The organism is Clostridium cadaveris, assembly GCF_020911725.1.
GTDB classification, from domain to species: Bacteria; Bacillota; Clostridia; order Clostridiales; family Clostridiaceae; genus Clostridium_X; species Clostridium_X cadaveris.
Window position 1 is genome coordinate 2,362,120 of the sequence record NZ_CP076620.1, and the last position, 12,983, is coordinate 2,375,102.

The window sequence follows — 12,983 nt, forward strand, 5'->3', positions numbered from 1 at the left end:
AGTAAATTCCTTCAAAAATTCTAATTAAATATAAAAATCCAGTAAAGAACTTTTAATCAAGCTCTTTACTGGATCAAAATTTTTATTGTGCTGCTGGCAATTCATAATTAAATCTTGGAGTATATCCTGGATATTCTTTTTGAAGTCTTTCTTTAAAGTAAGACTCATATACAGCTCTAGCAACGTTCGCAGCTTCTCCTCCGTGACCACCATCATAAATAACTACTGTTATAGCTATTTCCGGGTTATCAACTGGTGCAAAACCAGTATATACAGCGTAAGAAGTTCTTCCAACTGCTTCCTGTACTCCACCTTCTCTGAAGGTAGCACTACCTGTTTTACCTGCAGTTCTCATAGGAAACCCTTGGAACGCATATCTTGCTGTACCATCATTAGTTGTAGCTGACATACCATCTTTTACTATCTGTAATGTCTTTTGGCTTATCCCAACGTCCTCAATAAGTCTTGGCTTTATATCTTCAACAACTTCTCCATTAGAGTTTAAAATCTTATCTACAAGATGCGTTTCATATCTCTTTCCACCATTAGCAACAGTAGACATAAAGTTTACCATTTGAAGTGGAGTATATTCATTTATACCCTGTCCTATAGCTGTATTAAGTATATTCGCCGGAGTAATTATTTCTGTACGTTTATCAAAAACTACATATTGTCCTAATGCGAAACTCATAGATTCTATATCCTTTTTGCTATACTTTGATTTTTCTTCATCTGAAAGTAAGTTTATATAGTTGCTTATTAAACCTTGAAGGTCTTGAGTGAAGACTTTGTGTTCTTCTCCCTTTCTCTTGTCATCTATATCACTTAAAAGCTTCTCTCTAACAGCAGACTTTATAGCTTCTTTCCCATTTGCTATATCTTTGCTGTCTCCGTCTTTCTTTCCTATATCCAATGAAGTAAATCTGTAGCCCGCATAATATCCGTCATTAAGAATTCTTACTACATCATACTTTGAAGTTGCAGCAACGGCCCTCTTTATCTTGTCATAACTGAAAGTCTGCCCCATTGGATTTTCTGTAATCTCAATTCCAGTTGTAGAGTCTGTTCCTTCCTTACTTCCAAGTCCAAATTTCCAAGCATACCTAGCTATTATGTCTAATCCGAATTGCTGTTGTAATCTATAACCAACTTCAAAGAAATAATAGTTACAAGAAACAGCTATTGCTTTTCTCATATCTGTAGGTCCATGTGTCTGTCCACTACTATTATATATATCATCTGCACCCTTAAAAGTCTTTATATCATCATATTTATTAAATATACCCACGTCATTTACTATTGTATTCTCATCAACTACACCTTCTTCAAGACCTGCTATTGCAGTTAAAATCTTAAATGTAGATCCTGGTGCAACCAATCCTTGGGTAGCGTAATTAAATGTATACTTAGGATACACGTCAAACGGATCTTTTCTTACACTCCCATCTTTAAAGTTATCATCCACAGGGAAGATATAGTCTAAAGTATTTTCATTTACACCAGCCTCTGAAATAACAGTGTTTTCAGGAAGTCCCATTTTCTTAATATACTCTTTTCCAAACTTCTCTAAGTTAGGGCTAAAATAAGTTTCAACCTGCTCAGTTGTAAGCTTTCCTGAAGTAGCAAATAGGTTAGGATCATAACTTGGCAGTGATACCATGGAGATAATCTCACCAGTGTTAACATTCTCTACCACAACAGCTCCCCTATTGGCATTTTTTACATTCAGCCCATCTCCAAGTCTCCCTCTACTTTGAAGGCTTGACATTACTTCCTTTAAGGATTGCTCTGCAGTATACTGAACATCTTTATCTATTGTAAGCTGTACATTTTGTCCTGGTGATGCAGCTAAACTAAATAGCTCCTCAGTTTTCTTACCTTGACTGTTTACTTTTACTACATTCCCACCTTTTCTACCACGAAGTCTATCTTCAAATGCAGATTCTATTCCGTTTTTGCCTATCATATCCGTAGATACATCATAGCCTCTTTCCTCATACTTATCTTTCTGATCTGTACTTATGGAACCTAAATATCCTATTACAGCTGAAGCTAAATCCTTATATGGATAAACTCTTGTAGGCTGCATAACAACATCTATTCCTGGAAGTACACTTGCTTTCTGCATGAAAATCAAAGATGATTCTTTTTTTATATCACTTGCTATAACAACAGGCTTATATCCTGTAAATCTCTGCATCTTCATAGCATCTCTAACAACTATATACTTTCTAACTTCTTCTAGAGAATACTTTTTAAGAAGCATTTCTTTTACATCTGCTCCAGTAATCTTCTGCTTCTTTATATCATCAGATGTTAATCCAACCATTCTATAAAGTTCATAATCTATTATGAGTTTATCAAATACTTCCTCTGGAGTTATTTCCATCATAGCTTCATTTATGGCTGTCTTTTGATCATCAGTAAGTTCATCCTTTTGATTAGGATAAAGTTTTTTCTTTATAACATCGTCCAAACCTCTGTCAATCTTAAATCTTCTTTCCATAGCTTTTCTTGTATCTGGATCAGAAGAGTTAAATTCAAACCTATATGGATTTATTTTTACAGCAAGGTCATCTACAAGTGTCTCTCCTGTCTCATCAAGAAGTTTGAATGTGTCTCTCAGCGTGTCAAATATAAACTTATTATTTTCTTCTGTTTCATTAAATACTACCATATAGCTCTGTTCAGATTTTGCAAGAACAGCCCCATTTTTGTCTAGTATCATTCCTCTCGGTGCTGTATCAACAATTTGTCTTACAGAACTGCTATTAGCTTCTTCTTTGTAATTCTCATGGTTTATAATTTGAATATAAATAAGCCTAGTGACTATGGCCGAAAATATAAGTACCATAACAACAATCATAAAATTGTATCTATTAAAACTTTTCTTCTTTTTCATCTCATCACCTATGCTTTAAAATTTCCATTGCTTTTTCATAAAAGGTTTTTCACAAAGTCTATATACTCTTTTATACATGAAAAAGCTTAGAACTATGGAATATACACTGCTTATAAGGATTGAACTTATATCCATCTTTATTTTTAAAACATATAAGATGGTAAAAATAGCAAATCCTTTTAATAAGCACAAAACAAATGTACCTATAACTGGTATCAGTCTTTTTTCCTTGAAGATGTTTTCTCCTATTTTGCAAGCTAAAATGCATAAAAGCATGTTTGTAAGAGCATTTAGTCCCATACCATTAAACATATATAAGTCTTGAAGAAGTCCAGAAAACACTCCAATTATAACTGCATCTTTGTAATCATTTATAAATGAATAGCTTAACACAAATACAAATAGTAAACTTCCATAATTTCCACCTATACTAAAAAATGGCACAACAGTATTGTCTAATATTAAAAATAGAATACAGAGAGCTATTAGGGTTAATTTCTTTGCATAGTTCATATTAATACTTTATTTCTCTCTTATCTTTTGGCACTATTACCATAAGTTCTTCTAACTTATTATAGTCCACATATGGTTCTACAATGGCTACTTTCATAAGCTTAACCTTATCCTCAGTAACACCTATAACCTCTCCAATCTTTATATCTTTAGGATATATATTTCCGCTTCCTGAGGTTAGTATTACGTCTCCTTCTTTTACTTCCGAAGTTAGAGGGAGGTTATATACTTTTGCTAAAAGTCTACCATTTGAATCTCTGTATCCAGTAACTATTCCTACAGTTTCCCTAGTGCTCTCTACTAAGGCAGCAACTGCTATATTTTCATTGGTAAGTGACTGTACTATTGCCCAATTCAAAGCCACAGAAGTTACCTGTCCAACTAATCCTTTAGCTGCTACAACAACCATACCTTTTTCTAGTCCATCATTTTTTCCTCTGTCTATTGTATAACCATCTAAAAAGCTGTTTCCAGCATTCCCTATTATGTTACATGTCAAATATTCGTACTCTGACTTTTGATCCTTGAAATTTACTAAATCTCTTAATCTTTCATTTTCATTTTTTAAAGATCTATATTCTATTGCCATACTTTCAAGTTCATTATTTTTCTTTTTAAGTTCTTCATTTTCCTTTTTTACATCTGAAAAATTAACGGCAAACTCACCAAAATTTTTTATAGAATTGCTTATATTATAAAAAACTTTCTGCACCGGATTTAATGCACCGGTAACTCCATCTTCTACGAAACTCCTACTATCCCTCTTAATACTAATTCCAATTAATCCTAAAAATGCAACTGACAGTACCACTACAGTAACTGCCAGTTTGTTTTTAAAGAACTTCATAATTAGCCTCTTTGTTGTTTAATTATACTGTCTATATTTTCCAAAGCTTTTCCTGCACCTAAAGCTACGCAGTCAAGAGGAGATTCTGCAATATGAACAGGCATATGAGTTTCATGGTTTATTAATAGATCAAGGCCTCTTAAAAGTGCGCCTCCACCTGCAAGCATTATTCCTTTATCCATTATATCTGCAGAAAGTTCTGGTGGTGTTTTTTCTAAAGTTATCTTTATAGCTTCTATAATAGAAGATACTGGCTCACTTAAAGCTTCTCTTATTTGTTCTTCCGAAATTTCTATAGTTTTTGGAAGACCAGATATAAGGTCTCTTCCCTTTATATCCATAACTTTTTCTTCTTCATCTTCAACTTTAAATGCAGAACCTAATTCCATCTTTATAGTTTCAGCTGTTCTCTCACCAATCATAAGATTGTATTCTTTTTTGATATAGTTTATTATAGCGTGGTCAAGTTCATCTCCAGCTACTCTTAATGATCTGCTTGTTACTATACCACCCAATGATATTATAGCAACTTCTGTAGTACCGCCTCCGATATCTACTATCATACTTCCAGTAGGCTCATCTACAGGAAGTCCTGCTCCGATTGCTGCTGCCATAGGTTCTTCCATAAGTACTACGTCTCTTGCTCCAGCCTGTTTAGTTGCTTCAAGTATTGCTCTTCTCTCTACTTCTGTAACACCTGATGGGAAACATACTATTATTCTTGGGCTTGAAAAGGCTGATTTTGTTATTACTTTATCTATAAACTTTTTAAGCATTATTTGTGTTACATCAAAGTCAGCTATAACCCCATCTTTCATAGGTCTTATAGCAACTATGTTTCCTGGAGTTCTTCCTATCATTCTCTTAGCTTCTGCTCCAACAGCTAGAGGCTTTTTTGTAGTGTTATTTATAGCTACAACGGATGGTTCTCTAAGAACTATCCCTTTACCCTTTACATATACTAATGTGTTTGCAGTTCCTAAATCTATTCCCATATCTTTAGTAATACCGAAAAATCCCATATTTTTTCTCCTTTCAAAGTTAAAGTAAGTTCTTTTCCTTAAGACTTACATATTTCCTATTTCCAATTATTATGTGATCTAAAAGCTCTATCCCCAAAATATTACCGCATTCCTTTAATCTCGAAGTTATATTTATGTCCTCATTACTTGGTGATGGATCCCCAGATGGATGATTGTGACATATAATAATGGAAGCTGAACTTTCTCTTATAGCTTCCTTAAAAATCTCTCTCGGATGTACTATAGAAGAGTTTAAACTTCCTATAGATACAGTTTTTATAGCGATAACTACATTCTTAGTATTTACCATTATAAGTTTTAAAATCTCTTTTTTTAAAACCATCATCTCTTTCATCATTAAACCAGCTACATCCTTAGGACATGTTATTCTGTAATCATCTCCTGATGAAAAAGTTTCAAACCGTTTTGCAAGTTCTCCTAATGCTATAATCTTTGCAGCCTTTGCATCTTTAATGCCATTTAAGGATGTAAGTTCATCTTTTGAGGCATGAAAAAGCTTATTAAGTCCGCCCATCTCGTCTAAAATTACATTACATAATTCCAACACATTTTCACCTTTGAATCCGCTTCCTAAAATAATGGCTAAAAGTTCTGCATTTGATATACTTGATGGTCCATATCTAAATAGTCTTTCTCTGGGACGTTCATTCTCAGGTAAATCTGTAATCTTTAAATTAGATTTCATTACAATTCTCCTTTTCTATAACCCATCCCAATATTACCTATATAATTCGCTAAAACTACTTTAAAGTTAATGTATCTATTAGTTTCTTAAGCTTATTTAACGGAAGTCCTACAACATTGTAGTAACAGCCATGTATTTCTTCTACAAATACTCCAGCAAGACCTTGAATACCATAAGCTCCTGCCTTATCCAAAGGTTCCTTTGTCTTAACATAGTTTAAAATCTCCTCATCACTAAGCTGAGAAAACTTTATGCTCGTCATTGCGAAATCACTTAGAGTAGTGAGTTCTGGAGTTTTTATTACAGTAATGCCCGAGTAAACCTCATGAGTTCTTCCACTCAGTGCTTTTATCATGTTAATAGCTTCTTCTTCGTCAGAAGGCTTACCTAACACCTTATGGTCTAATGATACAATTGTGTCAGCACCTATAACCAAAGCTTCCTCTGAAATATTTTTTGCAATATCCATAGCTTTGTTATAGGAAAGTTCCTTAACATACCCTCCAAAATCTCCTTGAAAGTTGATACTATTTTCGTCAAAATCACTAATTTTAACATCAAAATTTTGTGTTATCCTACTTAAAAGTTCTCTTCTTCTTGGAGAAGATGAGGCTAAAATTATATTCATCCTGACCACTTCCTAGCTTATTACTCAGAGCTTACTTCTCATACCATTGTAATGGTCCAAGCAATATAAACTCATTATACTTCATCTTATATAGTTTACCATTTAATATTTTCTTAAACAAGTATCTTAGGATGTTTTTAAGAAATTTTAAAGTTTATTAAAATACTCTACACGAAAATAGAAAACCATAGAAAAACTTATCAAAAAGTTCCTTCTATGGTTTCACTTTATTTCTTAAATTTTTTCATTATTCCAAATAATTCAGTATAATATTTTTCAATATCTGACTTTAATATTTCATCTGGAAGTTTTAATGTATAATCCTTAAGTTCCTGCAAAAGCTCCTTATTACTTCCATCTCCTTCTGCTTCCTTAAGGTCCTTTGTCCATTCTTTTATAGTTGTTGCTGATATTGATTTTACACCTTCATCTTCTAATTTATTATATATTTTTCTATTTGCATCGCAAATCTCTCCGATTTCTGCATTATATAAATTATCATTTCCAAAATCAAAACTTACCTTTACAGGCGAAAGCCCTTCCTCTGTAAGTTTTTTTACAACTTCATTACACTTTTCTTCTTCGTAAATTCCAACTACCACTCTAAAACCATCATTTTCTCCATATAAAAATACAGGATATTTTCCATTAAGCTTATTCTTAAGCTGTTCAGCGTTTGCCTTTTCCTTAAAAAATCCACATTGAACTGAATAGAGCTTAACGCCCTTCTGAACATTTTCCTCATTCTTCTTTTCCTCACCTGTATTTTCTTTCTCTTCAGTTACAATATTGCTTCCATTATTATTTCCTTCATCTTTAGGCATTTTGTCTTTGAATAAAAGCCTTGACATCATAGTTCCTATCAAAAAGGCAGCAAAAATAATTATAATCCCCATAAATAATATATTAAGAAATGAGTTGTTTTTCTTTTTATTATTATATCTTGTGTATTTCATTTTCCATCCCTCTCTTTCTAAAATACTGAATCCTAATAGAAATGTATATTAAGATTTCATATAAGTATCTAATTACCTATATATAAAATATTTATTAGAGAAGTTTGATTTTTATACTAAAAAAAGACCGACATTTTTTACGCCGGTCTCAAAATAATTTTAAATTGCTTAAAATAAATCTTTCTAATTAAGATATCTTCTAGCACCTGCATATCTAGTGCTATAATAGCTTTGAGATAAATCACTTATAGTTATTCTTCCTCCACCGCTAGATGCGTGAATAAATTCTCCACCACCTATATACATTCCAACATGAGATATTGGTCCCTCGGTATTAAAGAATATTAAATCTCCTGCTCTCAAATTTTCTCTTGATACACTCTTTCCCATTGAGTACTGAGATCCTGTGTAATGAGGAAGGCTCACTCCAAATTTAGCATATACATAAGCAGTAAAACCTGAGCAATCAAAAACTCTAGGACCTGAACCACCCCATACATAAGGACGTCCCAAAAAATTTTTCGAATAAGCTACAACTGAAGCTCCTGTGCCACTTCCACCTCGCGAAAGAACCTTAGATCCCACTATAGTATTATAAGAACTTTCTCTATCCTCTGCTTTAGGAACTTTTATCACCTTGTCGGTAGATAAATTTGTTGCCCTTATAACTACTCCCTTTTCATCTTTTGCCGTGGTGTCTGCCTTTGCTCCCTGATATCCTAGTACTATAAAAAGGCACAAAGGTACTATAAATTTTACAAGTCGTTTCATAATAGTTTCCCCCCATTATTCCTAAGTATATAAACAATTTTTTTCAATAGCTTTTAAGCTTAAAATTCTTCTTTTAAAAAATTTAATATGAAGCATAACATCTCCCCATATAAATATTCTATAAAAAATTCTATATCCCTTCACTGCATAAAAAAACTTTAATGCGTGTCCATATGTATTGCTTTCTTAAATAATATCCCTGAGATAGATGTAGATATTACAAGTATTATTATAGGTACAATAAAACTTGGTGACAATGGATTTAATACACTTTCTCCCATTATTGAATAACATAAAGTTTCCGGAACAACACCTATAAGAGATGCCGCTATAAAGCTTGTATACTTTATGTCCGTAAGACCGCAGGCATAGCTTAATGGGTCATAAGGAAGTATTGGTGGAAGTCTTAATAGAAGCAAAATCAGGAATCCTCTTTCCTTTAAATTAAACTTATGCTTTATAGCTCTGCTCTTTAAAATTTTGTCTACAACATCTTTCCCCAAAATTCTAGATAAGAAAAATGCTATTGTTCCCGATATAAAAAAACCAAGCATATTTATCAAAAAACCTTTTACGGGTCCAAATAGTATTCCTGCTGCTACTGACATAACAGCTGATGGAAATACAAGCAAAAATGGCTTCAACGAAAATGCAACCAAAAATATACAGCTAGAGCTTTTATTTTTGCTCCTTAAAAACTCAATAAGTTCAGGCAAATTCTTCAGTCTATGTAGCATATGTCTATTTGAAAAAATAAATGAAGCTACTGCTATTATTAATATTAGAGTCAAAATCTTTAATATTGTTTTTAATTTGTAATTGTTCACTGATGATTTCTCCTAATCTATTCTATAAAATATACTATTCATAATTCATTTTTTTATAACACACCAATATATTATATCTTGTAAATAAATATATAACAATTATATTTTCCTTAAATCCTAAGCACTTTTTGCTTTCTATATAAAAATAACAAAAAAAAATAAAACACCTAAGTTCCACTCACTTAAGATTTAACGGAATGGTACCAAGGCGTTTACTCTTCATTAAATTATTTTTTATATCCTATGTTTTTAGTTTGCACTGTAGAAGCATCTCTTTGGAGACGCTATCTTTTCTTCTGCTTTTAAAGCTTTTATAGCCTTATCTACTTCTTTCTTGTCAACTCCTGCATTTTCAGCTATTTCTCCAGCTTTCATTGGTTCTCCTGAATTCTTTAAAACTTCTAATACTTTTTCTTTTATATCCATTTTTATAATCCTCCGAAATATTTATTGACTATATTATACCATGTCAATAAAGAAAATTCTATAATAATCATTATTATTTAAAAATTTTTATAGGAGTTTTCAAAAAAATAAATAAGGGAGATTGCTCTCCCTTAACTTTTAAAGTTAGCTCCAAAATACCGTTGCCCTGATTTTGACACCTATCCATTAGATAGGTGGGTGTCCGCATTAATGTTTCAATCTCTCCATGCCTCATTAGGACTTACAGGTCTACAAATCAGCATCAAAATATAAGACTCCCTTTTAAGTACTGTAGGTTCAAAATAAGAGCTTGTCGTGTATTTCAGAAATCTTGCTTCATTTCTTAATTTGATTATAGCACATTAAATGCAAAATGCAATAATAAAAATCATACCTATTCTTCCTTGCAACATTATATATTCCATATTTTGTAACACTATTCTCTTCTTTAGAATATACTAAATTAAATCACTATATAAATAGAGAGGATTTATGACTAGACGCAATGGATACCTCATTAAGTGGGATAAAGATATAGAAAAGCTTCTTCAGTCAAGTGAAGTTTTAGGTATAGGCAATAACGGGATAGTTTACATGCTCCCCGATAATAAAGTACTTAAAGTATTTAGCGAAAGCAAAGTATGCCATGACGAATATTATATACTGAATAAAGCTAGTAAAAAATCAAAGCATTTTCCTAAAGTTTATCAATACAGCGATAATTATATAGTTAGAGAATTTGTCGGCGGACATAGATTAGATAAATATCTAAAAAATCACCCTTTAAATAAAGAGCTTGCCTTAAACCTAATTTTACTTATAAAAGAGTTTAAAACTCTTGGTTTTAAAAAACTTGATATACGATGCAAAGATTTATATGTACAGGATGATATGACTTTAATGGTTATAGATCCAAAACAAAATTATAAAAAGAAAGTACCATATCCGCGCCATCTTATGAAAGGACTTCACAAAAAAGGATATCTAGAGTTTTTTTTATCCTGCGTAAAAGAATATGACCAAAATCTTTACTTTTTATGGAGCAGCCGAATGCATTTATATTTAAATAATAATATAAAATAAAATGCTATAAAAATGAGTATTCAGCGAAAGTTTTTTAGATTCGGCTGCATACTCTTTTTTATTGTTCTAATCATTAATATATTGATACCAAAATTTAATATTTTAATATCAGATATATAATATAATTTTCATATAGTTTAATAAAATTTTAATTATTTTTCATATTCTATGGAGGTTACTATGGGTAAAAGAACAGATAATAACAATACAAGACAACTTCGACGCAAAAAATTACGAAGAAGAAAAATTGCAGTTCTAATACTGGCTTTATGTTTTATTTTAGGATGCACACTTGCTGCCTTAAAACTCTCTTCAAATCACTCTAAAAACGAAGAAATTTCTGATGAGTCTAAAGTGGCAGTAGATGAAAATAAAGAATCTCAAGAGCCCGTAAAAGAGGAACCTGAAATGAAGGAAGTTCGAGAAGAAATCCTTCTAACCTTTGCAGGAGATTGTACTTTAGGTACTGATACTAAATTTGGATATGCCGGAAGTCTTCCTGCCATGTTCGAAAACCAAAATAAAAACTACTCTTACTTCTTCAAAAATGTATACGATATTTTTTCTAACGACGATTATACCTTGGTGAATCTTGAAACACCTCTAACAGATGCCACTGTAAAAGCGGATAAAGGTTCAGGTACAGTTTATCATTTTAAGGGGCCTAAAGATTATATAAATATACTTACGTCTTCAAGTATAGATGGAGTTAGTATTGCAAATAATCATATGAACGACTATGGTAAGCAAGGTCTCACAGACACTGTAGAAACACTTTCTTCTAATAAAGTTGATTTTTGCGGTAAAAATTATAAAATTGAGAAAGAAATCAAGGGAACAAAATTTCTATTTTTAGGATATGAAGGTTGGTCCTTTAATAATGAATTAAAAAATCAAATTTCAAATGATATAAAAGAAGGAAAGAACAATGGATCTATTGTTATCCCTTATTTCCACTGGGGAATAGAAAAGCAATATCAGCCTTATGACGTCCAAATCAATTTAGCTCATTTTTCAATTGATGAAGGCGCAGATATGGTTATCGGATCTCATCCTCACGTAATACAATCCTTAGAAAACTATAACAATAAACTTATAGTATATTCTTTAGGTAATTTTAGTTTTGGAGGAAACTTTAATCCATCCGACAAACGTACATTTATACTTCAAACAAACATAAAAACTTTAAACGGAGCTTTAGATGCAATTAATTACAAAGTTATTCCAGCATCTATATCTTCTGTTGACTATAAAAATGACTATGCCCCTACTCCAATGACTGGAGATAATAAGGTTCAGCTTCTAAATAAATTGAACTCTTTGTCACCTTCCTTAAATGGAAAAATATCTGACGAATTTTTTTCTATACAATAATGTACACTATACTATGAAAGGTAGGTGAAGTTTCATAGTATATGGCTATATCTATTTATTTAGACAAAACTGTAAAAGATAATTTATCTATAGAAGAATTTATGGAAGACAGCACTGCCTTAGTATACATATCTGATAAAATGGAAGATATATTTTCTAACAGACCTGCTTATCAAAATGTAGATAAGGATATAGACATAATAGATAAGGACACCATAATAATGAATATTCCTTATATTACAGGACCTCATAAGTATAAAATACAAGGAATCTTAGAAAAGGATAAATTGCTTCTTTACATAAAGGATAAAGACTTTACTTCCTTTCTCATAGAAAAATTATCTTTAGAAAAAAATATTAGCAGTAAATACGCTCTCTTAAGTGTATTTGAATACTTATGCATGATTTACGATAAAAGACTCATCAAAATGGATGAAATGGTAGACGATTTATTTGAAGAGGCTGTAACAAAAAATCAAATTCAAATGGAAAGAATATTAAAAGATAAAAAGACTTCTTCAATAATAAAACGGTTTGTTAATTATTACAAAGCCATGATTACTTATTTAGAGGAAACATTTAAAGATGAAAGTTTATATAACAAACTTTTCTTTTCCTTTAATTACACACTCCAAATGGTAGATGACGTTGAATCCTCTATATACTCATGCATAGAAATATTCAACTCCATCTATTCTAATAAGATGAATAAGACGATGGAGCTTTTTACCATTATAACTATAATAACTCTTCCTGTCACAATAATAACAGGAGCTTTTGGCATGAACTTTGATGCTATGCCTCTAATAGATAGTGAAAATGGTTTTTACATTCTTTCATTTATAATATTCTTAATAATAGTTATTGAACTCATAATTTGTAAATGGAAAAAGTTTATGTAATACTAAGCAAAAAACTCTTAAAGTGT

The 12,983-nt window shown here is 31.5% G+C and carries 13 protein-coding genes and 1 other RNA gene; 3 read left to right on the plus strand and 11 right to left on the minus strand.

Features of this window, described 5'->3' with window-relative positions; all coding sequences use genetic code 11:
* Positions 1 to 82: 82 nt before the first annotated feature.
* From KQH81_RS11255 to ssrS, 11 genes are all read right to left on the minus strand, one after another.
* Positions 83 to 2,902 (minus strand): penicillin-binding transpeptidase domain-containing protein, encoded by a 2,820-nt coding sequence (locus tag KQH81_RS11255; protein WP_051196231.1) that lies wholly within the window; start codon positions 2,900 to 2,902, stop codon positions 83 to 85.
* Between the two features lie 15 nt (positions 2,903 to 2,917).
* On the minus strand, positions 2,918 to 3,415 hold the full coding sequence (mreD, locus tag KQH81_RS11260) for a rod shape-determining protein MreD (protein ID WP_027638599.1): 498 nt from the start codon (positions 3,413 to 3,415) through the stop codon (positions 2,918 to 2,920).
* A 1-nt stretch (position 3,416) separates the two neighbouring features.
* Positions 3,417 to 4,262: a rod shape-determining protein MreC gene (gene mreC, locus KQH81_RS11265; RefSeq protein WP_230028316.1), complete on the minus strand. Its 846-nt coding sequence runs from the start codon at positions 4,260 to 4,262 to the stop codon at positions 3,417 to 3,419.
* A gap of 2 nt (positions 4,263 to 4,264) precedes the next feature.
* A complete protein-coding gene (locus KQH81_RS11270; RefSeq protein WP_027638597.1) occupies positions 4,265 to 5,284 on the minus strand; it encodes a rod shape-determining protein in 1,020 nt (339 codons plus the stop codon).
* A 19-nt stretch (positions 5,285 to 5,303) separates the two neighbouring features.
* Positions 5,304 to 5,990: a RadC family protein gene (gene radC / locus KQH81_RS11275; protein ID WP_022788080.1), complete on the minus strand. Its 687-nt coding sequence runs from the start codon at positions 5,988 to 5,990 to the stop codon at positions 5,304 to 5,306.
* A gap of 55 nt (positions 5,991 to 6,045) precedes the next feature.
* Positions 6,046 to 6,618 (minus strand): Maf-like protein, encoded by a 573-nt coding sequence (locus tag KQH81_RS11280; protein WP_027638596.1) that lies wholly within the window; start codon positions 6,616 to 6,618, stop codon positions 6,046 to 6,048.
* 227 nt (positions 6,619 to 6,845) lie between these two features.
* The gene (locus KQH81_RS11285) at positions 6,846 to 7,574 is read right to left on the minus strand and encodes an SPOR domain-containing protein (RefSeq protein ID WP_027638595.1); all 729 of its coding nucleotides are present in this window, start codon (positions 7,572 to 7,574) and stop codon (positions 6,846 to 6,848) included.
* Positions 7,575 to 7,757: 183 nt separating this feature from the next.
* Positions 7,758 to 8,345, minus strand: coding sequence for a C40 family peptidase (locus KQH81_RS11290; RefSeq protein WP_027638594.1), 588 nt, complete (start codon positions 8,343 to 8,345; stop codon positions 7,758 to 7,760).
* Between the two features lie 158 nt (positions 8,346 to 8,503).
* Positions 8,504 to 9,172, minus strand: coding sequence for a TVP38/TMEM64 family protein (locus KQH81_RS11295; RefSeq protein WP_027638593.1), 669 nt, complete (start codon positions 9,170 to 9,172; stop codon positions 8,504 to 8,506).
* Between the two features lie 249 nt (positions 9,173 to 9,421).
* Positions 9,422 to 9,598, minus strand: coding sequence for an HTH domain-containing protein (locus KQH81_RS11300; protein ID WP_027638592.1), 177 nt, complete (start codon positions 9,596 to 9,598; stop codon positions 9,422 to 9,424).
* Between the two features lie 143 nt (positions 9,599 to 9,741).
* Positions 9,742 to 9,930, minus strand: a non-coding RNA gene (gene ssrS, locus KQH81_RS11305) — 6S RNA.
* A gap of 160 nt (positions 9,931 to 10,090) precedes the next feature.
* Between ssrS and KQH81_RS11310 the strand changes: the two genes are divergently transcribed.
* The 3 genes from KQH81_RS11310 (at position 10,091) to KQH81_RS11320 (ending at position 12,957) form a co-directional block, all read left to right on the plus strand.
* Positions 10,091 to 10,681: a hypothetical protein gene (locus tag KQH81_RS11310; RefSeq protein ID WP_027638591.1), complete on the plus strand. Its 591-nt coding sequence runs from the start codon at positions 10,091 to 10,093 to the stop codon at positions 10,679 to 10,681.
* A 180-nt stretch (positions 10,682 to 10,861) separates the two neighbouring features.
* Entirely contained in the window at positions 10,862 to 12,055 is a 1,194-nt protein-coding gene (locus KQH81_RS11315) for a CapA family protein (protein WP_027638590.1), read from the plus strand.
* A 41-nt stretch (positions 12,056 to 12,096) separates the two neighbouring features.
* Positions 12,097 to 12,957: a CorA family divalent cation transporter gene (locus tag KQH81_RS11320; protein WP_027638589.1), complete on the plus strand. Its 861-nt coding sequence runs from the start codon at positions 12,097 to 12,099 to the stop codon at positions 12,955 to 12,957.
* Positions 12,958 to 12,983 lie beyond the last annotated feature (26 nt).

Bases quoted from the DNA above. Each gene is read 5' to 3' on its own strand.
- KQH81_RS11255 (WP_051196231.1), bottom strand. From the start codon at position 2,902: ATGAAAAAGAAGAAAAGTTTTAATAGATACAATTTTATGATTGTTGTT.
- mreD (WP_027638599.1), bottom strand. From the start codon at position 3,415: ATGAACTATGCAAAGAAATTAACCCTAATAGCTCTCTGTATTCTATTT.
- mreC (WP_230028316.1), bottom strand. From the start codon at position 4,262: ATGAAGTTCTTTAAAAACAAACTGGCAGTTACTGTAGTGGTACTGTCA.
- KQH81_RS11270 (WP_027638597.1), bottom strand. From the start codon at position 5,284: ATGGGATTTTTCGGTATTACTAAAGATATGGGAATAGATTTAGGAACT.
- radC (WP_022788080.1), bottom strand. From the start codon at position 5,990: ATGAAATCTAATTTAAAGATTACAGATTTACCTGAGAATGAACGTCCC.
- KQH81_RS11280 (WP_027638596.1), bottom strand. From the start codon at position 6,618: ATGAATATAATTTTAGCCTCATCTTCTCCAAGAAGAAGAGAACTTTTA.
- KQH81_RS11285 (WP_027638595.1), bottom strand. From the start codon at position 7,574: ATGAAATACACAAGATATAATAATAAAAAGAAAAACAACTCATTTCTT.
- KQH81_RS11290 (WP_027638594.1), bottom strand. From the start codon at position 8,345: ATGAAACGACTTGTAAAATTTATAGTACCTTTGTGCCTTTTTATAGTA.
- KQH81_RS11300 (WP_027638592.1), bottom strand. From the start codon at position 9,598: ATGGATATAAAAGAAAAAGTATTAGAAGTTTTAAAGAATTCAGGAGAA.
- KQH81_RS11310 (WP_027638591.1), top strand. From the start codon at position 10,091: ATGACTAGACGCAATGGATACCTCATTAAGTGGGATAAAGATATAGAA.
- KQH81_RS11315 (WP_027638590.1), top strand. From the start codon at position 10,862: ATGGGTAAAAGAACAGATAATAACAATACAAGACAACTTCGACGCAAA.
- KQH81_RS11320 (WP_027638589.1), top strand. From the start codon at position 12,097: ATGGCTATATCTATTTATTTAGACAAAACTGTAAAAGATAATTTATCT.